Source organism: Gloeomargarita sp. SRBZ-1_bins_9, assembly GCA_039794565.1.
Taxonomy (GTDB): domain Bacteria; phylum Cyanobacteriota; class Cyanobacteriia; order Gloeomargaritales; family Gloeomargaritaceae; genus Gloeomargarita.
The window spans coordinates 26,526-51,803 of the sequence record JAUQVX010000008.1; the positions used below are offsets into that span (position 1 = coordinate 26,526).

General features: G+C 59.5%; 34 protein-coding genes and 1 tRNA gene. 28 read left to right on the forward strand and 7 right to left on the reverse strand.

All coding sequences use genetic code 11. The features are described 5' to 3' along the window. The first annotated feature begins 15 nt into the window (after positions 1–15). Positions 16–87: transfer RNA gene (locus tag Q6L55_08045), tRNA-Gly, on the forward strand. A gap of 2 nt (positions 88–89) precedes the next feature. On the opposite strand, the gene phoU is transcribed toward Q6L55_08045, so the two are convergent. Continuing rightward, the gene (gene phoU / locus Q6L55_08050; GenBank protein ID MEN9258662.1) at positions 90–767 is read right to left on the reverse strand and encodes a phosphate signaling complex protein PhoU; all 678 of its coding nucleotides are present in this window, start codon (positions 765–767) and stop codon (positions 90–92) included. 162 nt (positions 768–929) lie between these two features. Between phoU and psaI the strand changes: the two genes are divergently transcribed. From psaI to psbC, 6 genes are all read left to right on the forward strand, one after another. Further along, positions 930–1,040 (forward strand): photosystem I reaction center subunit VIII, encoded by a 111-nt coding sequence (gene psaI, locus Q6L55_08055; protein ID MEN9258663.1) that lies wholly within the window; start codon positions 930–932, stop codon positions 1,038–1,040. Positions 1,041–1,070: 30 nt separating this feature from the next. Beyond that, the gene (locus tag Q6L55_08060; GenBank protein MEN9258664.1) at positions 1,071–1,640 is read left to right on the forward strand and encodes a phycobiliprotein lyase; all 570 of its coding nucleotides are present in this window, start codon (positions 1,071–1,073) and stop codon (positions 1,638–1,640) included. 114 nt (positions 1,641–1,754) lie between these two features. Next, entirely contained in the window at positions 1,755–2,213 is a 459-nt protein-coding gene (gene smpB, locus Q6L55_08065) for an SsrA-binding protein SmpB (GenBank protein ID MEN9258665.1), read from the forward strand. Between the two features lie 238 nt (positions 2,214–2,451). Further along, complete coding sequence (locus Q6L55_08070) at positions 2,452–3,948, forward strand: ammonium transporter (protein MEN9258666.1); 1,497 nt, start codon at positions 2,452–2,454, stop codon at positions 3,946–3,948. Positions 3,949–4,189: 241 nt separating this feature from the next. After that, entirely contained in the window at positions 4,190–5,245 is a 1,056-nt protein-coding gene (gene psbD, locus Q6L55_08075) for a photosystem II D2 protein (photosystem q(a) protein) (protein ID MEN9258667.1), read from the forward strand. Continuing rightward, positions 5,229–6,614, forward strand: a complete 1,386-nt coding sequence (gene psbC / locus Q6L55_08080) for a photosystem II reaction center protein CP43 (protein MEN9258668.1) — start codon at positions 5,229–5,231, stop codon at positions 6,612–6,614. The genes psbD and psbC overlap by 17 nt, the downstream gene beginning before the upstream one ends. A 58-nt stretch (positions 6,615–6,672) precedes the next feature. Here psbC and Q6L55_08085 read toward each other — a convergent pair whose 3' ends face one another. Further along, a complete protein-coding gene (locus tag Q6L55_08085; protein MEN9258669.1) occupies positions 6,673–7,677 on the reverse strand; it encodes an NAD(P)/FAD-dependent oxidoreductase in 1,005 nt (334 codons plus the stop codon). 28 nt (positions 7,678–7,705) lie between these two features. Beyond that, the gene (gene hemB, locus Q6L55_08090; GenBank protein MEN9258670.1) at positions 7,706–8,692 is read right to left on the reverse strand and encodes a porphobilinogen synthase; all 987 of its coding nucleotides are present in this window, start codon (positions 8,690–8,692) and stop codon (positions 7,706–7,708) included. A gap of 92 nt (positions 8,693–8,784) precedes the next feature. Between hemB and Q6L55_08095 the strand changes: the two genes are divergently transcribed. Together Q6L55_08095 and Q6L55_08100 are read left to right on the forward strand one after the other, a co-directional pair. After that, positions 8,785–9,432: an LON peptidase substrate-binding domain-containing protein gene (locus Q6L55_08095; GenBank protein MEN9258671.1), complete on the forward strand. Its 648-nt coding sequence runs from the start codon at positions 8,785–8,787 to the stop codon at positions 9,430–9,432. 100 nt (positions 9,433–9,532) lie between these two features. After that, positions 9,533–9,832, forward strand: a complete 300-nt coding sequence (locus tag Q6L55_08100; protein ID MEN9258672.1) for a DUF760 domain-containing protein — start codon at positions 9,533–9,535, stop codon at positions 9,830–9,832. On the opposite strand, the gene Q6L55_08105 is transcribed toward Q6L55_08100, so the two are convergent. From Q6L55_08105 to Q6L55_08115, 3 genes are all read right to left on the reverse strand, one after another. Then, positions 9,811–10,404 carry a hypothetical protein gene (locus tag Q6L55_08105; protein ID MEN9258673.1) on the reverse strand — a complete coding sequence of 198 codons (594 nt, stop codon included), beginning with the start codon at positions 10,402–10,404 and terminating at the stop codon, positions 9,811–9,813. The genes Q6L55_08100 and Q6L55_08105 overlap by 22 nt on opposite strands. 109 nt (positions 10,405–10,513) lie before the next feature. After that, a complete protein-coding gene (locus Q6L55_08110) occupies positions 10,514–11,671 on the reverse strand; it encodes a homocysteine biosynthesis protein (GenBank protein ID MEN9258674.1) in 1,158 nt (385 codons plus the stop codon). Beyond that, the gene (locus tag Q6L55_08115; protein MEN9258675.1) at positions 11,668–12,390 is read right to left on the reverse strand and encodes a heme oxygenase (biliverdin-producing); all 723 of its coding nucleotides are present in this window, start codon (positions 12,388–12,390) and stop codon (positions 11,668–11,670) included. Before Q6L55_08115 ends, Q6L55_08110 begins: the two co-directional genes overlap by 4 nt. A gap of 126 nt (positions 12,391–12,516) precedes the next feature. Here Q6L55_08115 and def point away from each other — a divergent pair, with 126 nt between their 5' ends. The 5 genes from def to Q6L55_08140 all read left to right on the forward strand — a co-directional run bounded on the left by def (position 12,517) and on the right by Q6L55_08140 (position 16,939). Then, on the forward strand, positions 12,517–13,038 hold the full coding sequence (def, locus tag Q6L55_08120) for a peptide deformylase (GenBank protein ID MEN9258676.1): 522 nt from the start codon (positions 12,517–12,519) through the stop codon (positions 13,036–13,038). Positions 13,039–13,127: 89 nt separating this feature from the next. Next, a complete protein-coding gene (locus Q6L55_08125; protein MEN9258677.1) occupies positions 13,128–13,406 on the forward strand; it encodes an NAD(P) transhydrogenase subunit alpha in 279 nt (92 codons plus the stop codon). 3 nt (positions 13,407–13,409) lie between these two features. Further along, positions 13,410–14,810: an NAD(P)(+) transhydrogenase (Re/Si-specific) subunit beta gene (locus Q6L55_08130; protein MEN9258678.1), complete on the forward strand. Its 1,401-nt coding sequence runs from the start codon at positions 13,410–13,412 to the stop codon at positions 14,808–14,810. A 345-nt stretch (positions 14,811–15,155) separates the two neighbouring features. Continuing rightward, positions 15,156–16,406 (forward strand): hypothetical protein, encoded by a 1,251-nt coding sequence (locus Q6L55_08135; protein ID MEN9258679.1) that lies wholly within the window; start codon positions 15,156–15,158, stop codon positions 16,404–16,406. A 188-nt stretch (positions 16,407–16,594) separates the two neighbouring features. Beyond that, positions 16,595–16,939: an NAD(P)H-quinone oxidoreductase subunit M gene (locus tag Q6L55_08140; protein MEN9258680.1), complete on the forward strand. Its 345-nt coding sequence runs from the start codon at positions 16,595–16,597 to the stop codon at positions 16,937–16,939. Here the strand turns inward: Q6L55_08140 and Q6L55_08145 are convergent. Beyond that, positions 16,936–17,142 (reverse strand): hypothetical protein, encoded by a 207-nt coding sequence (locus tag Q6L55_08145; protein MEN9258681.1) that lies wholly within the window; start codon positions 17,140–17,142, stop codon positions 16,936–16,938. The genes Q6L55_08140 and Q6L55_08145 overlap by 4 nt on opposite strands. A 190-nt stretch (positions 17,143–17,332) precedes the next feature. Between Q6L55_08145 and murJ the strand changes: the two genes are divergently transcribed. The 14 genes from murJ (at position 17,333) to rplE (ending at position 25,276) form a co-directional block, all read left to right on the forward strand. Further along, positions 17,333–18,913, forward strand: coding sequence for a murein biosynthesis integral membrane protein MurJ (gene murJ / locus Q6L55_08150; protein ID MEN9258682.1), 1,581 nt, complete (start codon positions 17,333–17,335; stop codon positions 18,911–18,913). 236 nt (positions 18,914–19,149) lie between these two features. Further along, positions 19,150–19,794, forward strand: a complete 645-nt coding sequence (gene rplC / locus Q6L55_08155) for a 50S ribosomal protein L3 (GenBank protein ID MEN9258683.1) — start codon at positions 19,150–19,152, stop codon at positions 19,792–19,794. A 5-nt stretch (positions 19,795–19,799) separates the two neighbouring features. Beyond that, on the forward strand, positions 19,800–20,465 hold the full coding sequence (gene rplD / locus Q6L55_08160) for a 50S ribosomal protein L4 (GenBank protein ID MEN9258684.1): 666 nt from the start codon (positions 19,800–19,802) through the stop codon (positions 20,463–20,465). Then, on the forward strand, positions 20,428–20,754 hold the full coding sequence (locus Q6L55_08165) for a 50S ribosomal protein L23 (protein MEN9258685.1): 327 nt from the start codon (positions 20,428–20,430) through the stop codon (positions 20,752–20,754). Before rplD ends, Q6L55_08165 begins: the two co-directional genes overlap by 38 nt. Positions 20,755–20,764: 10 nt before the next feature. Beyond that, positions 20,765–21,592, forward strand: a complete 828-nt coding sequence (rplB, locus tag Q6L55_08170) for a 50S ribosomal protein L2 (protein MEN9258686.1) — start codon at positions 20,765–20,767, stop codon at positions 21,590–21,592. A 12-nt stretch (positions 21,593–21,604) separates the two neighbouring features. Beyond that, positions 21,605–21,883, forward strand: a complete 279-nt coding sequence (gene rpsS / locus Q6L55_08175; protein MEN9258687.1) for a 30S ribosomal protein S19 — start codon at positions 21,605–21,607, stop codon at positions 21,881–21,883. Positions 21,884–21,892: 9 nt separating this feature from the next. Then, complete coding sequence (rplV, locus tag Q6L55_08180; protein ID MEN9258688.1) at positions 21,893–22,276, forward strand: 50S ribosomal protein L22; 384 nt, start codon at positions 21,893–21,895, stop codon at positions 22,274–22,276. Position 22,277: 1 nt separating this feature from the next. After that, a complete protein-coding gene (rpsC, locus tag Q6L55_08185; GenBank protein ID MEN9258689.1) occupies positions 22,278–23,012 on the forward strand; it encodes a 30S ribosomal protein S3 in 735 nt (244 codons plus the stop codon). A 6-nt stretch (positions 23,013–23,018) separates the two neighbouring features. Further along, positions 23,019–23,468 carry a 50S ribosomal protein L16 gene (rplP, locus tag Q6L55_08190; GenBank protein ID MEN9258690.1) on the forward strand — a complete coding sequence of 150 codons (450 nt, stop codon included), beginning with the start codon at positions 23,019–23,021 and terminating at the stop codon, positions 23,466–23,468. Next, a complete protein-coding gene (gene rpmC, locus Q6L55_08195; GenBank protein MEN9258691.1) occupies positions 23,446–23,658 on the forward strand; it encodes a 50S ribosomal protein L29 in 213 nt (70 codons plus the stop codon). The genes rplP and rpmC overlap by 23 nt, the downstream gene beginning before the upstream one ends. Further along, entirely contained in the window at positions 23,648–23,905 is a 258-nt protein-coding gene (rpsQ, locus tag Q6L55_08200; GenBank protein MEN9258692.1) for a 30S ribosomal protein S17, read from the forward strand. The genes rpmC and rpsQ overlap by 11 nt, the downstream gene beginning before the upstream one ends. After that, the gene (gene rplN / locus Q6L55_08205; GenBank protein MEN9258693.1) at positions 23,902–24,306 is read left to right on the forward strand and encodes a 50S ribosomal protein L14; all 405 of its coding nucleotides are present in this window, start codon (positions 23,902–23,904) and stop codon (positions 24,304–24,306) included. Before rpsQ ends, rplN begins: the two co-directional genes overlap by 4 nt. Further along, positions 24,306–24,728 (forward strand): 50S ribosomal protein L24, encoded by a 423-nt coding sequence (rplX, locus tag Q6L55_08210; protein MEN9258694.1) that lies wholly within the window; start codon positions 24,306–24,308, stop codon positions 24,726–24,728. The genes rplN and rplX overlap by 1 nt, the downstream gene beginning before the upstream one ends. Before the next feature lie 2 nt (positions 24,729–24,730). Beyond that, on the forward strand, positions 24,731–25,276 hold the full coding sequence (rplE, locus tag Q6L55_08215) for a 50S ribosomal protein L5 (GenBank protein MEN9258695.1): 546 nt from the start codon (positions 24,731–24,733) through the stop codon (positions 25,274–25,276). The last annotated feature ends 2 nt before the right edge of the window (positions 25,277–25,278 follow it).

Here is a 25,278-nt window from a genome sequence, read left to right on the forward strand (position 1 = left end):
ATATCGACTAGCACTGCGGGCGTAATTCAGTGGTAGAATGTCAGCTTCCCAAGCTGAACGTCGTGGGTTCGAGTCCCATCGCCCGCTTTCTAGCGTTGCCCGGTAACGATAAAAGCCACCCGTTGGCCGATGTTGGTGGCATGGTCGGCCATGCGTTCCAGGTGACGGACGGCCAGGGCCAGGAGGAGATAGGGTTCCAACCGCGAGGAATACTGGGCCGCTAGTTCCGTCAGGGAGGTTTCCGCCAATTGCCGATAGACCCTAGTGTAGAGGTGGTCAACGATTTCGTCCATTTCCTTGACCTGCTGGCCGACGGTGGCATCCAGATCCGCCAGGGCCACTAGACTGGTGGCCAGCATCCGCTGGGTCTGGTGGGACATCTGGTGAATATCCTCCATACAAGGATGCACCGGGTAGGGAAACAGTCGGATGGCAATGCTCCCTAAATCCTCAGCATAGTCACCGATGCGCTCTAGGTCCCGCACCAACTGCATAAACGCCCCCAGCATCCGCAGGTCCTGGGCCAAGGGCGGGGGAGCGGTCATCATGTGCAGGCAATCCACCTCAATCTGCCGGTAAAACCGGTCTATCTGCTGATCGAGCAAGGGAATTTCCTCCACTGCCGCCAGATTGCGTCCTACCAATGCCTGGTGACAAAGGCGCAACGAATGCTCGACCAGTGCCCCCATGCGCAGGACGTTTTGTTCCAAATGCCGCACCTGCCGCCGAAACGGGAGATGATCAGGGGAAAAGGGCACACGGGTCACGTGTCCATCCCGGAAATGGTCGTTCTTCTAGCGTAGGTGTTTTGCGTAAAGACTGTGTTAAAGTGCCCCGGCTGCTCCGGAAATATCACAAAACATTACATGGTCGGCGTCACCAGGGACGGGATGGTCTAAAGTGGCAAGTGTCCGCGTTGTGGAGTGGCTATGGCAGCGTCGTTCTTACCGCCTATCCTGGTGCCCTTGGTGGGGATTGTCTTCCCGGCCGTGGCAATGGCCTTTTTGTTTGTGTACATCGAAAAAGAGGACATTGCCTAAAATAGGGGCTAACGGTGGTACGGGGTAGGGATGAACGCGCGGGATTTTTTTGCTCGCAACGGTGGCTTGTGGTACTCCCAGCGGGTGACGCATCACCTGGCCTTTCGACAAACGGAATGGGGCCAGTCCCGAATCTGGGTGACAGACCTAGCCCTGGATGACCCGGCGGTACTGGCCGTTTGTGCCCAACACCAGTGTTCCCCTACCCAAGCCGGCTGTGCCTCCCGAGTGGAATGGCAGGGCGTGATGGGCTGGGACCGGGAGGGGGATCAACAAAATGGCAGTACCGTGATGGTGCTGATCCCCCGCGATGAACGGTCGGGACACCTGTTACGGGAAGTGGGATACGCGGAAAAAAGCCCAGTGGCCGGTTGGTATGACCTCGACGAAACGGGGGCCTTAACCCTGACCACGGAGTACGCCACGTTGCGCTCCCGAGAACGAATTTGGTTTGAGGGGGACCAGGTGCGTCTGCGTACGAGTACGGTGGGGTACGGGTTTGGTGGCATGACCATGGCGACGTTTGCGGTGGAAACCCGCACCCCCTGGCCAAAAACATCGGCCCCTCCTTCCCCGGCGCCCACCATCTTGGGCTGGTAGAACGGCCCGGCTTCTGACCAGAGCCTGGTCCTATAGCTTTAGATAGCCCTGGCCTTTCCCTGAGGTTTTCCGCAAAGCTGTGCTATATTAGAGCGTTTCCAATCTGCCTATGCTATGGCTGCCGTGAAAGTTGTCAGTGAAAACCGGGAGGCCCGCCATCGCTATGACATCCTGGAAACCTACGAGTGCGGCATCGAACTCAAGGGGACGGAAGTGAAGTCGGTACGGGCGGGTAAGGTCAATTTGCGGGATGGCTTTGCCCGGTTCAAGGACGGGGAGCTGTATTTAATGAATGTGCATATTTCACCCCACGAGACGGCCAGCGCCTACTTTAACCATGACCCCCGGCGGACCCGAAAATTGCTCATGCACCGGGCGGAACTGCGCAAACTGATCGGCAAGGTGGAACAAAAAGGACTAACCCTGGTGCCCCTGAAAATGTACTTCAAAGGGGATTGGGTCAAGGTGCTGCTGGGATTGGCCCGGGGTCGCAAGCTACACGATAAGCGCCAGGCCCTCAAGGAACGCGAGCAAAAGCGGGAAATCGAACGCGCCCTCAAACAGTGGGACTAAAAATGTTACTTCTGATACAAATACTCAGGGGCCATCTGCTCCCTAATAAAGGGATGACGCCATGACGTGAACCGGTGTTCCGCAGTCAGATTGCGACCAGGCGCGAGGATTACCCATTCTGGCGCCCGGTCACGGGGGTCTGATCGCTTAGACCGGATGTTGTTTTTTTTCGAGAGGAGTGTGACCCATGCCAAGTGTTCGTTGGAAGCCTCGTCGCTTTCGCCTTAGTCCGCGTAAGTTGCGGTTTAGGCAGTTTTCTATTCCCCAGGGTTGGTTGGCCCTATTGGGGTATTTCTACTTGCCGCTCCTGATTCTAGGGGTGGTGGCCTGGGGAACCATGGTGGCTGCACAGACGCCCACAGCCCCTGCTGCGCCGATGGTTGATTTAAGCGGGGTGGAAAAGGACCTCAAGGAGTTGACAGACCAAGCCGGTAGCCTGAAAGTCGCTGTGGACACGGTCTGGGTGCTACTGTGCGCCTTCCTGGTGATTTTTATGAACGCCGGGTTTGCCATGGTGGAATCGGGTTTTTGCCGCCAGAAAAATGCCGTTAACATCCTGTCCAAAAACCTAATCGTCTTTGCCGTTAGCACCCTGGCGTTTTGGATTTTTGGGTTCGCCTTCATGTTCGGCGACGGCAACGAGTTCATGGGCCTGAACGGCTTTTTCTTGGCTGGTCCCGATAACAGTCCGGCAACTGGGGATGACTACCAAGGAATATTTAGCGCCTTGAACTGGACGGGGGTGCCCCTGTCGGCTAAGTTCCTTTTCCAAGTGGCCTTTGCGGGGACGGCAGCCACGATTGTTTCCGGGGCCGTGGCCGAGCGCATTAAGTACATTGACTTCCTATTTTTCAGTTTCATCCTGGTGGGGTTTATCTACTCCATCGGCGGTCACTGGGTCTGGGGCGGCGGTTTCCTAGCGGACTTGGGGTTCTGGGATTTCGCCGGTTCTACGGTGGTGCACTCGGTAGGGGGCTGGGCGGCTTTGATGGGGGCCGCGCTCCTGGGGCCTCGCATCGGCAAGTATAGCGAAGCGGGGGTGAATGCGATTCCCGGCCACAATCTAGGGTTTGCCACGTTGGGTTGCTTGATCCTGTGGTTGGGCTGGTTTGGGTTTAACCCCGGTTCGACCATGGCAGCGGACCCGGCGGCGATTGGTCATATTTGTCTCACAACCAACCTGGCAGCGGCTACAGGGGGCTTGGCAGCAACAGCCACCTCCTGGGCGCGGTTCGGTAAACCGGATTTGTCCATGACCATCAACGGTATCCTGGCCGGTTTGGTGGGAATCACCGCCGGTTGCGCCTTTGTAAATGCGGCCTCGGCGGTCATCATCGGTCTGATCGCCGGGATCATTGTGGTGTTTTCCGTGTCCTTCCTGGATCAGATCAAGATTGATGACCCGGTGGGGGCGATTTCCGTCCACCTGGTATGTGGCGCCTGGGGGACGTTGGCCGTCGGTTTGTTTGCTCTGGGTCCCACCGGAGAACTCTACGGTGAAGATGCCGGTCCCGCGGCCGGTCTGTTCTTTGGTGGCGGCATTACCCAGCTCTGGCATCAGTTCCTGGGGGTGATCATTGTCGGCGGCTGGGTGGTGGTTACGGCGACGGTGGCCTGGCTAGTGCTCAAGGCCATCTTTGGCCTGCGGGTGCCGCCGGAGGAGGAGATCAAGGGCCTGGATGTGGGCGAGCACGCCATGGAGGCCTACGCCGGTTTTGTCAAGGAAGAACTGTAACTGACCCGGTTAGGCAACGGCTTAGGGGAGGTGTCGCAAGGCACCTCGTTTTTTTTGGGGGGAAGGCCAGTGCACTGACCCCCACTTGCCGGTATTACCCCCTATAATTTAAGACAAACCGTGAAGAAACGTAAATTTCCTTATAGGGACGCTGTGGCCGGCAGAAGGCTACAGTGGAAACGAGCGGGAAATTTACCTTCCGGTTGACGGTCTCTATACATCTCGGTTTGGGAGAACGACGATGACCATTGCGATTGGACGGGCCCAGGAGCGGGGATGGTTTGACGTCCTCGATGACTGGCTGAAACGGGATCGATTTGTCTTCGTAGGCTGGTCGGGTCTGTTGCTGTTCCCCTGTGCTTACCTGGCTTTGGGGGGCTGGTTAACAGGCACGACGTTTGTGACGTCTTGGTACACCCATGGGTTGGCCTCGTCCTACCTGGAGGGGTGCAACTTTTTGACGGCGGCGGTGTCCACGCCAGCGGATGCTTTCGGCCATTCTTTGCTGTTTTTGTGGGGGCCAGAGGCCAATTGGGATTTCACCCGCTGGTGCCAAATTGGTGGCCTGTGGACCTTCGTGGCGCTGCATGGGGCTTTCGGGTTGATCGGGTTCTGCCTGCGCCAGTTGGAAATTGCCCGGCTGGTGGGGGTGCGGCCCTATAACGCCATTGCCTTCACGGCGCCGATTGCGGTGTTCGTGTCGGTGTTTTTGATTTACCCCCTGGGGCAATCGAGCTGGTTTTTCGCCCCGAGCTTTGGTGTGGCGGGGATTTTCCGGTTCATCCTGTTCTTCCAAGGGTTCCATAACTGGACGCTAAACCCCTTCCACATGATGGGTGTAGCCGGTGTGCTGGGGGGTGCGCTGCTGTGTGCCATCCACGGGGCGACGGTGGAAAACACCCTGTACCAAGACAGTGACTCCCCTAACACCTTCCGGGGCTTCCAGCCGACCCAGTCGGAAGAAACCTACTCCATGGTGACGGCCAACCGGTTCTGGAGCCAGATTTTTGGGATTGCCTTTAGCAACAAGCGCTGGCTGCACTTCTTCATGCTGTTTGTGCCGGTGACGGGTCTGTGGATGTCCTCCATCGGCGTGGTGGGTCTGGCGTTGAACCTGCGGGCCTACGACTTCATTTCCCAGGAGTTGCGGGCCGCCGAAGACCCGGAGTTTGAAACCTTCTATACCAAGAACATCCTGTTGAACGAAGGCATCCGGGCTTGGATGGCGCCCATGGACCAACCTCACGAAAACTTTGTGTTCCCCGAGGAGGTATTGCCCCGTGGAAACGCTCTATAGTCCTGGTTTTGTGGTTGGTGGCCGGGACCAGGATTCCACCGGTTACGCCTGGTGGGCTGGCAACGCCCGGCTGATCGAACTCTCCGGTAAGCTGTTGGGGGCGCACGTGGCCCATGCGGGGTTGATCGTCTTCTGGACGGGGGCGATGACCCTGTTTGAACTGGCCCACTTTAACCCCAACCAGCCCATGTACGAGCAGGGATTGATCCTGTTGCCTCACCTGGCGACGTTGGGGTACGGGGTCGGCCCGGGGGGAGAAGTGGTGGATACCACCCCCTACTTTGTCACTGGGGTGCTGCACCTGGTGTCGTCGGCGGTGCTGGGCTTTGGTGGCCTGTACCATGCCCTGATCGGCCCGGACACCCTGGAGCAGTCTTTCCCCTTCTTCGGTTACGACTGGCGCGACAAGAACAAGATGACCACCATCCTGGGGATTCACCTGATCCTGTTGGGGTTGGGTGCCCTGCTGTTGGTGGTCAAGGCTATGTTCCTGGGGGGCGTGTACGACACCTGGGCGCCCGGGGGCGGTGATGTGCGGGTGATTACCAACCCCACCCTGGACCCACGGGTGATTTTCGGCTACGTGTTGAATTCCCCCTTTGGCGGCGCCGGTTCGATTGCCAGTGTGGACAACATGGAGGATGTGATCGGTGGCCACATCTGGGTGGGCTTCCTGTGCATTGCCGGCGGGATTTGGCACATCCTGACCACCCCCTTTGGTTGGGCGCGGCGGGCCTTGATCTGGTCGGGTGAGGCCTACCTGTCCTACAGCCTGGGCGCCCTGTCCTTGATGGGCTTTATCGCCTCCTTCATGGTCTGGTACAACAACACGGTCTATCCCAGTGAGTTCTATGGGCCGACGGGGGCAGAGGCGTCCCAGGCCCAGGCCCTGACCTTCTTGATTCGGGACCAGAAGCTAGGGGCGAACATTGCTTCGGCGCAAGGGCCAACAGGTCTCGGGAAGTACCTGATGCGCTCGCCCACTGGGGAAATCATCTTCGGGGGTGAGACCATGCGTTTCTGGGATTTCCGGGGACCCTGGCTGGAACCCCTGCGCGGGCCGAATGGTCTGGACCTGAACAAGCTGAAAAACGACATCCAGCCCTGGCAGGAACGGCGGGCGGCGGAATACATGACCCATGCGCCCCTGGGGTCCATTAACTCCGTGGGCGGTGTGGCCACCGAAATCAACTCGGTGAACTATGTGTCGCCTCGGGCCTGGTTGGCGGCGTCCCACTTCATCCTGGCCTTCTTTATGCTGATTGGCCACCTATGGCACGCGGGCCGGGCGCGGGCGGCTGCCGCCGGTTTTGAAAAGGGCATTGACCGTAAGGCCGAGCCGGTCTTCTCCATGAAGCCCTTGGATTAAGCCATCAACGGCTTAGATTCGGACGACCCCTGGGTGCATTGACCTAGGGGTTTTTTATTTAGGGACTGGCGGCGGGTTGGAGATGCTCCACCCAGACGCGGGGAGGACGGGAGCGCCGGATGTTGCGCCAGATTTTCGTTGCTGCCAGGCAGCCATCGGCTACAGCAATCGCCACCTGATTCAGGCCCCTTTTCAGGTCGCCCACGGCAAAGATGCGGGGGTGGGTGGTCTGGCAGAACTCGTCGGTGACTAGGTTTTCCCCGTCCCAGGTCAGCTCGGGAATGGGTTTCAGGTAGTGGTTGTAGTACTTGGCGCCCATGTTGATAAGACCGGTGGTGCATTCGATGCGGGTGCCATCGACAAATTCCACCCCCTGCAATTGGTGGTTTTCCCCCAGAAAGCGGGCAATGGGCGTTTCGATCAAGGGATAACCGCAGGCCTTGAGGCGGGCTTTCATCTCGTCGCTGACGGGGAACAAACCGTGGGTGAGGACGGTGATGTAGGGGGTAAACCAGCTCAGGACAAAGGCCGCCTCGATTTGGGACTCCTTACCGGCAATCAAGATCGCCTTTTGGTCCCACATGTCAAACCCGTCGCAAATCATGCACACGTGCAGGCTATAGCCGGCAAATTCGTACACATTTTGCATGTCCTCCAGTTGGGGTAGGATGTCCATGATGCCGGTGGCCGCTACCAGATATTGCCCCTTGAAGGTGACAGAAGTGGGGTTGGTCTTGCCGATTTTCACCTGCACTTCTAAGTAATCGCCCCGGTCGGTCACCCCGTCCACAAATCCCCGCAGGTAATCCGCTCCCCAGTGGAGAGCCATATCGGTGGCATGGCGTAGGATTTCCCGCCCGGGGGTAGTGGGGTCCAGGCCCACATAGTTGCGCAACTCCTGCATCCACAGGGAACGGCCCTTGCCCTTTTCGATCACCAGGCACTTCAACCCATAGCGGGCTAGATAAATGGCCGCCGACAGGCCCCCCATGCCGCCCCCCGCCACAATGGCGTCGTAAAGGGTATCCAACCGTTGGTGCAGGTTTTGGCTGTTGAGTTTCATGGCCCTGGTCTGCTCGGACACTCCCACTTTAGCCCATCGCTGCCAGCCAGCGGGCCACCTCCGGCGCGTGGTAAGTAAGAATCATATCGGCCCCAGCCCGTTTCATGGCCGTCAGGGTTTCTAGGACCACCGTTTTCTCGTCGATCCATCCCTGCTGGGCTGCCGCTTTCACCATGGCGTATTCCCCCGACACATTGTAGGCGGCCACCGGCAGGTGGGTATGCTGTTTCACCCGGTAGATCACATCCAGATAGGCCAGCGCCGGTTTGACCATCACGATGTCCGCCCCTTCGCCGGTGTCCAGGTCAATTTCCTTGAGGGCCTCACGGGCGTTGGCCGGGTCCATTTGGTAGGTCTTTTTGTCGCCGAATTTGGGGGCCGAGTCCAGGGCATCCCGAAACGGACCGTAATAGGCTGAAGCGTACTTGGCAGAATAGGCCAGAATGCCTACGTCGGTGTAACCTGCCTGGTCCAGCGCCCGCCGGATGGCCCCCACCCGCCCATCCATCATGTCCGAAGGAGCGACGAAATCGGCACCGGCTGCCGCCTGGGACAGGGCCATTTTCACCAGCACCGCCACCGTTTCGTCGTTGAGGATGCGGCCCCGGTCATCCACCAACCCGTCGTGGCCATGGGTGGTAAAGGGGTCCAGCGCCACGTCCGTAAAAACCAAGATGTCCGGCATGGTGGCTTTAATGGCCCGCACGGTCCGTTGCACTAGCCCATCGGGATTAAAACTCTCGCTGCCCTGGTCATCCTTTTTGGCCTCGGGAATGACCGGAAACAAGGCAATTCCCGGAATGCCCAGCTCGGCGATGGTTTTGATTTCCTGAAGTAAGTGGGGCAAGGGATAGCGAAAACGACCGGGCATGGAGGCAATGGGCACCGGTTCCCCTTCCCCCTCCATCACAAACATGGGGTAAATCAGATCGCTGACGGTGAGGATGGTCTCCTGTACCAACCGGCGGATAGCCCCATTGCGCCGCAAGCGCCGAGGACGGTGGGTTAATTCCATAGCGCCTTCCACTGACTACCTTTTCTACTCTACTGCTTTGGGTGCGCTACAGTAGTCAGAGAGTGCTTAACACCCCGCAATAAAGGCCGCCCATGTCCGGTTTGCGCGAACTGCCCGTGTTTCCTTTGCCAGAGGTGGTCTTGTTTCCTGGCTGTCCTCTGCCTTTGCATATCTTCGAGTACCGTTATCGCATGATGATGGCCACCATCCTGGAGACGGACAAGCGCTTTGGCGTGCTGATGTGGGACCCCCAGGAGGGCCGCCCGGTCTCGGTGGGGTGCTGCGCCGAAATCCTGCGCTACGAGCGGCTGCCGGACGACCGGATGCTCATTCTCACCCTGGGCCAACAGCGGTTCCAGGTGCTGCGCTATGTGCGGGAGAAACCCTTTCGCGTCGCCCTGGTGGAGTGGATCGAAGACCAGCCCCCCAGCGAGGATTTACAACCCCTCGCGGATGAAGTGCGCCAACTACTGTATGATGTGGTGCAACTCTCGGCCAAGTTAACCGACCAGGAGGTAACCTTGCCGGAGCGCTACCCTACCCTACCCCGGGAGTTTTCCTACTGGGTGGCCAGCAATTTCCAGGGAGCGCCCCTGGAGCAGCAGGCCCTGTTGGAAATGCAGGACACCGCCAGCCGCCTGCGCCGAGAGTCGGAAATTTTGGCTTCGACCCGTAGCCACTTGGCCGCCCGTACCGCCTTGAAAGAGGTGTTCAAAGACAAAATGGAACCCAATCTCTAGGTTCGGTTTTGCCCACTGAAGCCGGCGGTGGGGGTTTGTTAAGGTGATTAGTAGATACAAAAACCATCGACCAGGAGAGTAAAGCGTCGAAGCAATGCCTATGCCCGACTTGACTGAACCGCGCGCCAATGGCCTGTGGGAGTATGTGCAATCCCTGTCGCCCGAGGTGGTGGAGCAACTCTCCCGCCCGAGCAGCCCGGAAGCGCGCCAGGTGATGGAACGCAACATTATTGGTTTGCTGGGGCAACTGCCGGCGGAGCATTTCCACGTGCAGATTACCGTGGACCGGGAGAGCTTGGGGCGGTTGCTGGCCTCGGCCATGATCAGCGGCTATTTCCTGCGCAACGTGGAGCAACGGTACGCCCTGGACCACTGCCTTCAAGAGTCCAACCCCTCCTGAGAGGTCAATTCCCGGAGCACCCTCACCAACTCACCGTAGGCGCTAGGAGATAGGCGCTCCGCTAACAGCGTCATCAGCGGAAAGAGGGGTGGTTGCGGTTCCCCCAGCACCTGGCGTCCTACCTCCCTCAGCAATCGTACCAGTTGGGTCACGTCCCCCAGAGTCCAATTCAGGGGTTCAATGATCACCGTCTTGCCGTTGTGGGTGGTGCGCTGGCGGGTCACCGGCAGACTGAGCAGGGCATCCACCTTCCGTTGCAACGCCCGCACATAGTCCCATTCCATTTCCCGCCACTGTTCCCGTCGTTGCCGCCACACCTCCTGTTGATATTGTTGCCGCTGCTGGACGTGCCGCTGCCAGAGCATGGCCAAATACTGGTCCCAAGCCGCCGACCGCTCCGCCCACTGCCAGCGACTGTACCAACGTTGTAAACGCCGTAGTCCATAGGCCGGCAGCAGGAGTTCCAATCGCCGTTGTCCCCCCATTTCCCGGTAGCGACAAAAGGCGTCATAGGCGATCTTGGGTTCCCGAGGCTGCCGTTCCCAAACCGGTTCTTGCAATACAGGTGTCATAGTTTTCAGTGTAATGCGGCCTGTCAGCCGGCCCCAACGGGTACTTCTACTCAACCGTCGATAAGGCCCACATGAACCGGGGACTCCCGGTAGCGCGTTGACTGCGTGACTAATCCAGCCCATCCTGGGGCAAAAACGTCCGATCCTGGGGCAAAGGCGCTACCGGCTCCGTGAGGGTAAATTGCCCCTGCTCAATCCAGTGCTTGAGAATCTCTGCCACCTCCAACGACCAGGAAAGACTCACCAAAGGCGCCGTCCGCACCGACGTTCCATTAATGGTGATGCGCCCGGATTTGAGTTGGGCGTAGGTCACCAGGCCAAAGGTGGGCCGCACCCGCCGGGGAATGGCAAAGTCCACCACCGGTGCCACAATATCCTCATCCTGCACGGCGCAGGCTGCGATGACCTGCTCATCCAGCACCGGAAAGGGCACCCCCACCCCCAGGTACAAGGATGGACCGTAGTGCTTGAAGAAACAACCCCGCACCCACCGGGCGTCCATCTGCCGAGCATCCCCAATCAAGGCCACTGTCGCAGCCGGGCCGATGGGCACGCGATTGGGCAGTCGCTTCTGTAAGGAGAAATGCTGCGTGCCTTCCCAAGCGATATATCCCACCCCGCCCCCTAAGAAAATCCGGGTGCCGATGCCCACACACTGCAAATCTGGGTCATTCAACAGGGGAGACAGCGCCCCGCCGCAGGCATAAACGGCATTGCCCAGCTGGGGTAACAGCGGCCCCAGGTAGGTATACAGCGTCCGATCACCCCCGTTGACCCCCACGATGAAGTTCTGGTATAGGTTGCGGGGGTTATACAGATAAAACTGGTTGATGGTGTCCTTGCGGATGCGGGTCTCCAGGGTAGCCCGGGGGTAACAGTCGGTGGCATAACCCGTGGCTTTGAGGGTCACCGCCCGCCCGGCAATCAAATCGGCAATGACATGACCGCCCCCCCGCTCGCTGCCTTCTACCTCCGACGGCTGAGACGCCCCGATGACCACATCCACCGCCCCAAACCCCGTGTAGGCCGGTACCCCGTCCAACCAGCAGCGTTGGAGTTTGATGGGGGGGTCCGTCTGGCCCAGGTTCAAAATCGCCCCTGAGGCCTCCATTGGCTCAAAGGTCCCGGTGGTAATAACATCCACCTCCCGGGCGCAACGGCTTACTCCCCACTCCTTGACCCGGGCCTTGAGTTCCGCCGCCGTCCAGACAACCGCTCGCCGCTCCTGGATTTTGGCGTTGATCTCCGCCAGGGTACGCCGGGTCATTCGGTGGCCGGTGCCAGGTCGTCCTCCGTACTTCCCCGTTGTCGTCCCCGCGTCAGGGCGTTGTACAGCATGATGCCGATCGCCTTGATGAGATTCCCCTCCAGCTCCCGGAACATCTGCATGTTCAGGCCAAAGGCATGGTTCGCCTCCTGGACGATGGCGTTCACCGTCTCGGCATCCACCGGCAGGCTGTCTAAGGTGCGGCGGTAGTGGGCTTTGAATGCTTTTTCGTCAGGGATTTGCTCAAACCGGTAGAAGGCCACCCCTTCTTCCCCCAAGTTCATAGCGTTTTGGGCGATTTTCTTCAAAAGCTGGCCGCCTGACAAATCCCCCAAGTAGCGGGTGTAGGCATGGGCCACCAGCAGCTCTGGCTGGGTTTGCGCCACCTCCTCAATCCGCTGCACGTAGGTCCGACCGGCTGGGGAGAGTTGAATTTCCTCGCGCCACTGGGGGCCATAGTAGAAAGCCAAGTCCTTCTCCAGGGCCGGTTGACGCACCAGTTCCGGGAAGTATATAGGGCCAACGACGGGGTGATCCCGGTGCCGGGCCATCGCCGCCTCCAGCGCCCCATAGACAAAATAGAAATTCGCCACCAGCTTGCGATAGGACTGTTTTTCTACTACCCCTTTGAGAAAACACCGGACGAAGCCGACGTTCTCCGCCATGGTGTGGGCTTTTTTCGTACCTTCCCGTAGGGCCAACGCCAATTGACTACCCATAATCAAACGTCCGTCTTATGATGTGAACAAGGACCAGCCCTGGACCTAGGTTCCAGTCGCCCCCCATTAACTAAACATAAAGCCTGGATTTCCCCCTTACCATTACAAATCATTAAGGAACCCAGGATGGCGACTCGCACCATTCTCCAGTGTGGACATCCTCTACTGCACCAGCCGGCGCAACCGGTACTGGCGGTGGACGCGGCAGAGGTACAAGCCCTGGCCCAGGAACTGGTGCAGGTGTGTCTGGAGGCCCAGGGGGTCGGGTTGGCTGCACCCCAGATCGGCGTGCCTTGGCAAATCCTGGTGGTGGCCTCTCGTCCCAATCCCCGTTACCCCACCGCGCCGACGATGGCCCCCCTAGTGATGATCAACCCGGAGATCACGGCCACCGCTGGCGAACCGGTCTGGGGCTGGGAGGGCTGCCTGAGTGTTCCTAACCGCCGGGGGTTGGTGGCCCGGGCGCCCTGGATACAGGTGCGTTATCTGGATCTCCAAGGTCGGGAAATGACCCAGGAATTCACGGATTTTGTGGCCCGCATCGTCCAGCACGAATACGACCATTTACAGGGTCGGTTGTTTCTCGACCGCCGGCCCCAACGACTGTTGAGCGAAGCCGAATACCGAGCGCAGGTCCTCAGGGCCTGATCCCAAAAAATTTCTGTGGTTTTGTCCCCAACCGAAGCGGTTGTGCGATAGTAGCAGGCAGCCCATAGGTGCAATGCCCATTGACAACGATGGTTTCCCCCCTGGTTTCGGCAGTGTTTGTGTTTGTCCTGGCGGCGTTTGCCGGGTTTGAGGTGATCAACAAGGTGCCGCCGACATTGCATACCCCCTTGATGTCAGGGTCGAATGCCATTTCGGGCATTGCGGTGGTGGGGGCGATTTTGTTGGCGGGTCATGGGGATGACGTCCTGAGTCAGGCCCTGGGGGTGTTGGCCATTGCCCTAGCCACGGTCAATGTGGTGGGGGGCTTTCTGGTGACGGACCGCATGTTGCAGATGTTCAAAAAGTAGGCCATGGACCTAGCCAGTACGCCGACTGCCATTGAATTGCTTTACCTGGCGGCGGTTTCCCTGTTCATCGTTGGGATTAAACAATTAGGTTCACCGGCGACGGCGCGACGGGGCAATCGCTGGGCGGCACTGGGAATGCTGCTGGCGGTCGTCGGCACCCTAGGGCAACAGGGGGTCTTGCATTATGGCTCTATCGTGCTGGGGTTACTGGTGGGGGCGGGGGTAGGTGCCTGGCTGGCTTACCGGGTGGAGATGACGGCCATGCCCCAGATGGTGGGTCTGCTCAATGGCCTGGGGGGCGCAGCGTCGCTGTTGATTGCCACGGGGGAATTTTGGCGCAGCGTCCTGGGGGGAGTGCCCTTACCCTATGGGGCTTTGGTTTCTACGGTGCTGGGGGTGATCATCGGCGGGGTGACCTTTACCGGTAGCCTGGTGGCCTTTGCCAAGTTGCAGGGCTGGATGACGGGTCAACCAGTGGTGTTGCCGGGACAACAGTGGCTGGCACTGACGCTGGCGGTCGCAACCCTGACAGCAGGGGGTCTCCTGGGGTGGTTGCCCCTAGCGGTGCCGGTTTTGGGCTGGTTGCTGGTCTTATCGTTGGTGCTGGGAGTGCTCTTTGTCCTGCCGGTTGGGGGTGCTGATATGCCGGTGGTGATCTCCCTGTTGAATGCCTTTTCGGGACTGGCGGCCGCGGCGACCGGCTTTATCCTGCTCAACGATGCCCTGGTGGTGTCAGGGGCGTTGGTGGGGGCCTCCGGCCTGATCTTGACCCAGATCATGTGCAAGGCCATGAACCGCTCCCTGACGAACGTATTGTTTGGGGCCTTCACGGCTAAACAGGCAGGGGTAGCTGGGGCCGATATTCGGGGGACCATCCGGCGCACCGATGTGGAAGAAACGGCCATGATGCTGGCCTACGCGCGTTCAGTGGTCATCGTGCCAGGATACGGGATGGCGGTGGCCCAGGCGCAGCATGCCCTCCGGGAGTTGGCCGATGCCCTCCAGCGGCGAGGGGTGGATGTCAAATACGCCATTCATCCGGTAGCAGGACGGATGCCGGGCCACATGAACGTTTTGCTGGCAGAGGCCAACGTCCCCTACACGCAGCTCTACGATATGGATGCGATTAATCCCGAATTTGCCCATACGGACGTGGTGCTGGTGGTGGGGGCCAACGATGTGGTCAATCCCGCTGCCCGTCATGACCGACACAGTCCTATCTACGGCATGCCCATTTTGGAGGTGGACAAAGCCAAGCACACCATTGTCATCAAACGCAGTATGAATCCGGGGTATTCCGGTGTGGAGAATGAATTGTTTTACCAGGAACGCACCGCCATGTTGTTTGGCAACGCCCGGGATGTGTTGACCCAGTTGCTCAATGAAGTCAAACAATTAGCCTAGACGCCCCCAAGGCCAGATGCCGAGTAATTGGGCAGGGCATCTCTAATAGTTGAGTCCGGATAAAGGGCAAAGCGACACCCTTGACCCCTAAGCCGGTTAACTTTACAGCTATCAACAAATACCAGCCTCCCTACCTGGTCAACCCTACCCCATTGACCCTGACCAGCCTTTGACTCCCCCAGGACCCTATCAGTAGATACACGGAGAAGGAAGGGGGGGCTTTAACGCCTTATTAACCAACTGCTAACCCAATTTATATCTAGCCCATCCCGATTTGGGGTTAAGATTTTAAGCAGGATTGACTGCTAAGCCAGCGTTACTTTGAAGGGGTCAAGGGGCAGTGACATGGAAGAAATAACCCAACAAACAGCAGTGATGGATTACCGGGTGAGTGACCTGCCGTACACGGACTATTGTGTGGACCCCAGCACCATCGGTAAGGAAGTGTGGACGCGCTTGCATGAGGATGTGGAGGTGTCAGGGGTGATCCTCCTGCGGGAAGACCAGTTGGTGGGGGTGATTTCCCGGCGACGGTTTCTTGAGCGGATGAGTCGGCCCTACAGTTTGGAGATCTATCTCAAGCGCCCTATCGAGGCCCTGTTAGAGGTGGAAAATGTCCCGGTATTAGAGGTGCCAGGGGATGCTCGGATTGATGAAGTGGTGACGGCGGCCCTCAATCGTCCCCTAGAGTTGGTTTATGAACCGGTGGTGGTGATTATTCCCGGTGAAAGGCCCCGCCTGGTGGAATTACATGTTCTCCTGTTAGCCCAGTCACAGATGCTCGCCGCCGCCAATGCCATCATTCAGCAGAAGACGGTGGAATTGCAGCAGAGCCTAGACCGCTTGACGCAAGAGCAAAATCGGGTGCGGGAATATACGCGCTTGTTGGAAATCAAGCAAATAGAGAGCAAACAGCGCAATGACCTGCTCCAGGCCCAGCAGGAGGAATTGACCCATAAAACTAGGGAGATTGAAGCACTCAACGAACGGTTTGTGCGTATCGGCCAGTTGCTGTCTTTAGAGGGCAAAAAAGCGTTCCAGGCTACCTTTGCCGGAGTCAATAACATTTGCAACACCACCGATCAGATCATCAGTGTGGGGCAGGCCCTGGAAAAAGAACTAGAGGCGGTGGATAATGCCACCAAGATCATTGAAGACGTGAGTAAGCAGGTGCGTCACCTGGCGGTGCAGGCGGCGGTGATTGCCAATCAGTCAGGGGGACAGTTGGCCGGTTTTGGTTACATTACCTCGGAAATCGGCAAGCTGGTGAGCCAGACCTTTGAGGCCAGTAGCCAGGTGAACCGCATCGCCAGCCGGTTCCGCACCAAGATTCAGGAAAACAGTGAGGCTGCCCGGTCCACCGCCGAAACGGCCCGCTCCTTGATTCAAAAAATCCAGCGGGCAGAAATGGCCCTGAACGAATTGGAGCAGTTGGTGGGCACGGCGGTCAGCCCGACCGGTTCGCCGGAGCAGGTCCAGCAACTGATCCGCAGCGATACCACGCCCGGTACGGCCACCCGCCTACAACTGGTGGAGGAGAGCACCACCTTCCAGCCGGAACCCTTGGCAGAACAGGACGTGGCTAACGGCCTCTGAAGCCAGCACCTGTTTGGATAAGCGGCAAAGGGGAAGCGTCCTAGGGCTGGGGGGATGGTCAAGTCGTGTAAGCAGTGTTTCAGTGATGACGGGCGATCAGGGGGTATTCACGTCGAGGAAGCGGCTGGTCCCCCGTGTCTAGGGTTTTTCTGCCCCCTACAATAGGGGGAAAGGGTGGAGAATTGGCTATGTTACTGAAAAGTACGACCCGGCATGTGCGGATTTTTGCTGCCACCGTCCAAGACGGGGTGCTGGTGCCCAGTGAAACGGAATTGACGGTGGATGTGGACCCGGACAACGAATTCAATTGGACAGAGGAAACCGTTGCCAAGGTGCACCAAAAATTCGCTGAGCTGGTGCAAGCCTACCGGGGTTCTGACCTGACGGACTATACCCTGCGCCGGATTGGGTCGGATTTGGAACATTTCATCCGGGGCATGTTGCAGCGCGGCGAAATTTCCTACAACCTCAACAGCCGCGTGTTGAACTACAGCATGGGCCGCCCCCGCCTGGATAGCCCGTCCGGTTCCTAACCGTACAACCGCTGGGCGGCATCGCTCAACAACCACCGTGCTACTTGGGCATCTCCCTCCTCCCAGGCCAGGCGTTCGGCGGCGGCAAGAATGTGCTGGATGATCTGGCGGGGCGTCATGACTCGGGACATCTCGGTGACAACGGCAGTGGCGGCCTGCATATCCCGTTGGCGTAGAGCGCTGGTTAACCGCTGGTGCAGCATAAACCCCCCTCTTCCAATCACAAGCGCTGATGAGTGGGATTAGTAATTTTTATATATAGCCGGGATGGCGGGGCGCTGGGGCCGTCTTTATCGGGCCATTTGTGTTTTTTCAGGTCCGTTGACAAATGCTTGATATTTCTTAAACCGGAATCGGCTAGGCTGGGGAGTGGTGTCAAGGACGCTGGTTGTCATGAAGCCATCCCTGGCCCGCATTGCCGGTTTGGTTGCGATTGCTACCCTGGTGAGCAAGGTGCTGGGGTTGGTGCGGGAACAGGCCATTGCGGCGACGTTTGGAGTGGGGGTGGTCGCCGACGCCTACAGCTATGCCTATGTAATTCCCGGGTTTTTGCTCATCCTGCTGGGGGGAATCAACGGGCCGTTCCACAGCGCCATCGTCAGCGTGGTCAGCAAGCACGACGAGCAGGAGGCGGCCGTCATTGTGGAAACGGTGATGACCTGGGTGACGGTGGTGTTGCTGGCGCTAGCGGGGTTAATGTTCCTGGGGGCGGAACCCCTGTTGCGACTGGTGGCACCGGGATTGACGGCGACGCCCACCGGACAAATCACCCAAGCCATTGCCCTGGCCCAATTGCGCATTATGGCGCCCCTGGCGGTCCTGGCGGGTTGGATCGGCATTGGGTTTGGGGTGTTGACGGCGCGGGACCAGTACTGGCTGCCGGCCATTAGCCCCCTATTTTCCAGCCTGAGTGTGCTGGTGGGATTGGCGGGACTGTGGCTGGGGTTGCGGGAACGGCTCTGGCAACCAGAAACGGCCCTGTTGGGGGGACAGGTGCTGGCCGCCAGTGTCTTGGCTGGGGGGGTGTTGCAATGGCTGGTACAGTTACCGCCGCAAATGCGTCTGGGGATTCGCTGGGGGCGCTGGCGCTGGCAGTGGCGACATCCGGGGGTGCAAGCGGTCTTGAAGGTGTTGTTGCCGGCGACCTTTGCCTCGGGGATGCTCCACATCAATGTCTATGTGGATTTGCAATTTGCGTCCTACATTCCGGCGGCGGCGGCGGCCCTGGGCTATGCCAATTTGCTGGTGCAGGCGCCCTTGGGGATTCTCTCCAATATGATCCTGGTGCCCTATCTGCCCCTGTTTGCCCGGTTGAGCGACCCCCAGGACTGGCCGGAATTGCGCCAGCGCCTGCGCCAGAGTTTGGTGCTGGTGGCCCTGGTGATGGTGCCCCTGGGGATACTGCTGGCGGTGTTGGCCCTGCCTTTGGTGCGGGTGATCTACGAGCGCTACGCCTTTGATGCCCAGGCGTCCCGGTTGGTGAGCAGCATCCTGACGGCCTACGGGGTGGGGATGTTTGTTTATCTGGCCCGGGATGTGCTGGTGCGGGTGTTTTATGCCCTGGGGGATGGGGAGACCCCCTTTCGCCTGAGTTTGGTGGGCATTGGCCTGAACGCGCTGTTGGATTGGGGACTGGTGCAGGTTATGGGGGCACCAGGCCTGGCCTTGGCCACCGCTGGGGTGAACCTGGTGACATTTTTGGGCCTGTTTGTCCTGCTGCACCGGCGACTGGGGGGATTGCCCTGGCGGGCCTGGCTGGGAGTGCTCCTGCAAATCACGGCGGTAAGTGGGCTTGGGGGAGCGGTCGCCGGTATACTGTGGCGCTGGAGTTACCCCTGGTTGGGGACACTGGGAGGATTGGGGCTGGCGGCTACAGCCGGGGTGCTGGTGATAGTTGCCGCTCTGGCCTATGCCCCTGTCCCGGAGACGCAATTGCTATGGGCTAAAATAACGGCCCGGCTGCCTAAGGCTTAAAAAGTCAAGCACAACCCCTGGACAAATCACCAAAGCCGATTTATGATTTTAGATTGTGTCACTAATCCACCGTCTCCGGTGGGGGATACTGGCGGGATGGAGTTGGTCCATGCCGTTAAGTCCTGAAGGTGGCAGGTTCTGAGCTTGAGCGGTAGCCAAAGTTCATAACCCGGATCAGGTCGCCAGTGGCGGGTGACCATGTTGTTGTGAATGGGTGAGCGTTAGGAGTCCGAGCGGTGGCACTGGGAATCCTAGGGACCAAGTTGGGGATGACCCAGCTTTTTGATGAGACGGGCAAGGCGGTGCCGGTGACGGTGGTGCAGGCAGGACCCTGTACCGTGACCCAGGTGAAAACGGTGGCGACGGATGGGTACAACGCCGTGCAACTGGGTTATGGGGTGACGCGGGAAAAGCGCCTGACCAAGCCGGAACGGGGCCATCTGCAAAAGGCGGGTGCTCCCTGGTTGAAGCACCTGCGGGAGTACCGGCTGGACAATCCCACCCAATATCAATTGGGGCAACAAATTACGGTGGACATTTTCCAACCAGGGCAAAAGGTGGACGTGACGGGCACCAGTATTGGCCGGGGGTTTGCCGGTTATCAAAAGCGGCACCACTTTGGTCGGGGACCCATGGCGCACGGTTCCAAGAACCACCGCCAGCCCGGTTCCATTGGGCCAGGGACGACGCCGGGGCGGGTTTATCCGGGAAAACGCATGGCCGGTCACATGGGCAACGCGCGGGTGACAATTAAGGACCTGCGTATCTTTAAGGTGGATGCGGAACGTCACCTGCTGGTTATCCAGGGGTCGGTGCCGGGCAAACCGGGGTCGTTGCTGAGCATTCAGCCGGCCAAGTACGTGGGGGCGCAAAAGGGGTAAAGCCTATGGTGGCGCTGGTGGTTAAAGATTGGCAGGGGGGAACCAAGGGGGAAGCGACCTTGGAGCTACAGGTGGCCCGTCCGGAAACGGCCAACCATATCCTGCATCGGGCGCTCGTGCGGCAGCTGGCCCATGCCCGTCAGGGAACCGCTTGCACCAAAACCCGGGCGGAAGTGAGCGGCGGTGGGCGTAAACCCTGGCGGCAAAAGGGCACTGGTCGGGCGCGGGCGGGTTCGATCCGGTCTCCCCTGTGGCGGGGGGGTGGGGTGGTCTTTGGCCCGAAGCCCCGGGATTACGAACTGAAGATGAATCGCAAGGAGCGGCGCTTGGCCCTGCGGACTGCCCTGATGAGTCGGGTGGATCAGACGATTGTGGTGGAGGACTTTGCCGACCAACTACCCCGCCCCAAAACCAAGGAGATAGTGCAGGCCCTGGGACGCTGGGGGGTGCAACCGGAGCAGAAGGTTCTGCTGATCGTCCCGGAGATTACCGAGACGGTGGGGTTATCGGTGCGCAATGTGCCCTGGATTACCTTGCTGCGAGCGGACCAGCTCAATGTGTGGGATATTCTCCATGCGGACACCCTGGTGGTGACGGTGGGGGCGTTACACAAAATTCAGGAGGTGTACAGCGATGGGTCGCACAACGACGCTCAAACCCCAGCAGCATGACCCCCGTCGCCTGGTGGACTGTATTCTCCGCCCGCTGGTGACGGAGAAGGCTACCACATTGCTGGAACAAAACCAGTACACCTTTGCTGTGGACCCCAAGGCCACCAAGCCGGAAATCAAGGCGGCGATCGAAATGCTCTTTAACGTCAAAGTGGTGGGGGTGAACACCTTGCACCCGGCGGAGAAAAAGCGGCGGGTGGGTCGCCTGGTGGGCCGCAAACCTCACTACAAAAAGGCGATTGTCACCCTGGCGCCCGGTGACAAGATCGTCCTGTTCCCGGAAGTTTAGGAGGTGGTTTATGCCGTTACGTGTTTATCGCCCATTGACGCCAGGTACCCGGGGACGGTCGGTCTCGGATTTTGCGGAAATCACCAAGACGGAGCCGGAAAAATCCCTGGTGCGGTTTCACCACTCCGCCAAGGGGCGCAACAACCGGGGGGTAATTACCACGCGGCACCGGGGGGGTGGCCACAAGCGGCTTTACCGGATCGTTGATTTTCGTCGGGATAAGCGGGGGATCCCGGCCAAGGTGGCGGCCATCGAATACGACCCCAACCGCAATGCCCGTATTGCTCTGCTGCATTACCGGGACGGGGAAAAGCGCTATATTTTGCATCCCCGGGGTCTGGAGGTGGGGGCGACGGTGATGGCCGGTCCAGAGGCGCCTATTGAGGTGGGGAATGCTTTGCCCCTGAGCCATATCCCCCTGGGGACAGAGGTCCATAACGTGGAACTGACGCCCGGCAAGGGGGGGCAAATCGTGCGGGCAGCCGGCACCAGCGCCCAAGTGGTGGCCAAGGAGGGGGACTACGTAGCCCTACGACTGCCCTCGGGGGAGGTGCGCCTGTTCCGCAAGGAGGCCTACGCCACCATTGGCCAGGTGGGGAATGTGGACAGCAACAACATCACCCTAGGCAAGGCGGGGCGCAAGCGGTGGCTGGGGCGGAGGCCGGAAGTGCGGGGAGCGGCTATGAACCCGGTGGACCACCCCCACGGTGGTGGAGAGGGCAAGGCACCCGTTGGTCGTCCGGGTCCGGTCACCCCCTGGGGGAAACCGGCTCTGGGGCACAAGACCCGCAAGCCCCGCAAGGCCAGCGATAAGTTGATCCTGCGTCGTCGTAAGTAGGGGGAGGAGGCTATGCCACGGTCGTTGAAAAAAGGCCCCTTTGTGGCGGACCACCTGCTGCGTAAGATCGAGAAGCTCAACCAGCGCAACGAAAAGCAGGTGATCAAAACTTGGTCCCGGGCGTCCACCATCGTCCCGGCGATGATCGGCCACACGATTGCGGTGTATAACGGCAAGCAGCATGTGCCGGTCTATATCACCGACCAGATGGTGGGGCACAAGCTGGGGGAATTTGCGCCAACCCGTACGTTCCGGGGGCACACCAAGAGTGATAAAAAAGCGAAGCGCTAGGAGGGGGTTATGGCGATAGCAACGGAGGGGCCAGAGGTGCGGGCGGTACTGCGCTATGCCCGGTTGTCACCCCATAAGGTGCGGCGGGTGTTGGACCAGATCCGGGGGCGCACCTACCGGGAGGCCCTGATGATCCTGGAGTTTATGCCCTATCGTCCCTGCCAACCGGTGATGAAGCTCTTGCGTTCGGCGGCGGCCAATGCGGAGCACAACAACGGTCTAGACCGGACCAAATTGGTGATTACCCGGGCAACGGCGGATGCAGGACCGATGCTCAAGCGTTACCAACCCCGGGCGCGGGGTCAAGCCTATGCCATCCACAAACCCACCTGTCACATCGTGATCGGGGTGCGGCAGCAAGCCGAGCAGCCAACGCCAAAGGAGGACCGGTGAAATGGGGCAAAAGACACATCCGGTAGGATTTCGGTTAGGGATTACCCGGGAGCATCTCTCGCGCTGGTTTGCGCCGCATCGGCAGTACCCAGAGCTGTTGCAGGAGGATTTTCGCATTCGTCAGTTCGTTGCGCAGAGGCTGGCCAAGGCGGCCATTGCCCGGGTACATATTCAGCGTAAGGCCGACCAGATTGAGTTGGTGCTCCACACGGGCCGACCGGGGGTGGTGGTGGGCCAGCGGGGGGCCGGTATTGAAGCCCTACGTAAGGAAATCGAGCAATTGTTGGGGCGCCAGCAGGTGAAGATTCGGGTGGTGGAGATCAACAAGGTGGATGCGGAGGCCCCCTTGCTAGCGGATTACATCGTTGAGCAACTGGAGAAACGGGTGGCGTTCCGGCGGGCGATTAAACAGGCGGTGCAACGGGCGCAACGGGCGGAAGTGCCGGGCATCAAGGTGATGGTCTCCGGGCGGCTCAACGGCGCGGAGATTGCTCGTAGCGAGTGGGTGCGGGAAGGACGGGTGCCCCTACAAACCCTGCGGGCGGACATTGACTACGCCTACCGCACGGCCAAGACCGTCTATGGGATTCTGGGGGTGAAGGTGTGGGTATTTCGGGGGGAAGTCGTGCCCAAACCCCAACAGGAGGCCCTGCCGGCCCGGCTTGGTAAACCAGTGCGTCCCCCCCGGCGGCGTCAGCAGTTTGAAGACCGTTCCGAGGCCGACGTGCAGGAGTAGTGGCTTATGTTGCAACCCAAGCGCACCAAATTCCGCAAGCAGCAGCGGGGCACCATGAAGGGGGTAGCCACCCGGGGCAATACCCTGGTGTTCGGGGACTACGGACTCCAGGCACTAGCACCCGCTTGGATTACGGCGCGGCAAATCGAGGCCTGTCGGCGGGCCATGAACCGTTGTATCAAGCGGGTGGGCAAAATTTGGATTCGCATTTTCCCCGATAAGCCCGTGACCATGCGCCCGGCGGAAACCCGAATGGGGTCCGGCAAGGGGTCGCCGGAGTACTGGGTGGCGGTGGTCAAACCCGGCACGGTCCTGTTTGAGATGGGCAACGGTGTGCCGGAGGCGGTGGCCCGGGAGGCGATGCGCTTGGCAGCCTACAAATTGCCCATCAAGACAAAATTCATTACACGGGCGGAACAGGAGGTGACCCAACATGGCGTTTCCCAAGATGGATGAGATACGGGACTGGGACGATGCCCGTATTGCCGAGGAGATCGTGGCGCTCAAAAAACGGCTGTTTGAACTGCGGTTTCGCCAGGCCACTCGCCAGCCGGTCAAACCCCACGAATTCCGCCACGCCCGGCATCGGTTGGCTCAACTTTTAACCCTGGAGCACGAACGCAGGAGGCAGGCCCATGGCGGTTAAGGAGTTTGTCGGCGTGGTGGTCAGTAACAAGATGGACAAGACGGTGGTGGTGGCGGTAGAAAGCCGGGTGGCCCATCCCCGCTACGGCAAGATCGTGGTGCGCACTAAGAAATACAAAGCCCACGATGAGGACAATCGCTGCCAAGAAGGGGACCGGGTGCGCATCCAGGAAACCCGTCCCCTCAGTCGGACCAAACGCTGGCGGGTGGTGGAGATTCTCAGCAGTAAGGCAGGAGGTGGGTCATGATCCAACCGCAAACCTATTTGAACGTGGCCGACAACAGTGGCGCCCGCCGGCTGATGTGCATCCGGGTACTGGGTTCGACAGTGGGCAGCAAGGGCCTCACCAAGGGGGGTGGGGGCAATAAGCGGGCCGCCGGTATCGGCGATGTGATCGTGGCGGTGGTGAAGGACGCTGCCCCCAACATGCCGGTGAAAAAATCGGACGTGGTGCGGGCGGTGATCGTGCGAACCCGCAAGAACCTGCGCCGGGAAAGCGGTATGAGTATTCGCTTTGACGACAACGCCGCCGTGATCATCAACAAAGACGGCAACCCCCGGGGGACGCGGGTGTTTGGGCCGGTGGCGCGGGAGCTACGGGACCGCAACTTTACCAAAATCATTTCACTGGCGCCGGAGGTGTTGTGATGGTGAAGCGCTTGCAACCGGGGTTGGTCAAAAAGCTGGTCAAGCAGGTGGGGGTGCGTAAACACCGCAGCGGCCTGCGTTACAAGATGCATGTGCGGCAGGGGGATTTGGTGCAGGTGATCAGCGGCGATGACAAGGGCAAGGTGGGGGAAGTGCTCAAGGTGATCCCAGAGACCAGCCAGGTGATCGTCGCCGGGGTGAACATCCGCACCAAGCACGTCAAGCCCCAGCGGGAGGGGGAAAAGGGGCGCATTGTGCGCCAGGAGGCCCCCATCCACAGCAGTAAGGTCATGCTCTATTCCAAGGAAAAGGAGGTGGCCAGCCGCATCTGCTACACCTACACCGAGGATGGGCAGAAGGTGCGGATGCTGAAGAAAACCGGTGAAATTCTCTTACCCAAGGTGCCGAAGAAAGGGACGTAACCATGGCGCAGCGACTCAAGACCTACTACCAGGAAACGGTGGTGCCCCGCCTGATGCAGGAGTTTAATTACACCAACGTGCATCAGGTACCCAAGCTGGTGAAGGTGACTATTAACCGGGGGCTGGGGGAGGCCTCCCAAAACGCCAAGGCCCTGGAGTCCTCCATCCAGGAAATCAGTCTGATTACGGGGCAGCGGCCGGTGGTCACCCGGGCCAAAAAGGCCATTGCCGGGTTTAAGATTCGCAAGGGGATGCCGGTGGGCCTGATGGTGACCCTGCGGGGGGACCGGATGTACAGCTTTTTGGAGCGGTTGATTCACCTGGCCCTGCCCCGGATTCGGGATTTTCGCGGTATCAGCCCCAAGAGTTTCGATGGGCGCGGTAACTATACCCTGGGGATCAAAGAGCAGTTGATTTTCCCGGAGATTGACTATGACAAGATTGACAAGATTCGGGGCATGGACATTTCCATCATCACCACCGCCCGCACGGACCGGGAGGGGTTGGCCTTGCTCAAAGCCTTGGGTATGCCGTTTCGGGAGAACTAACG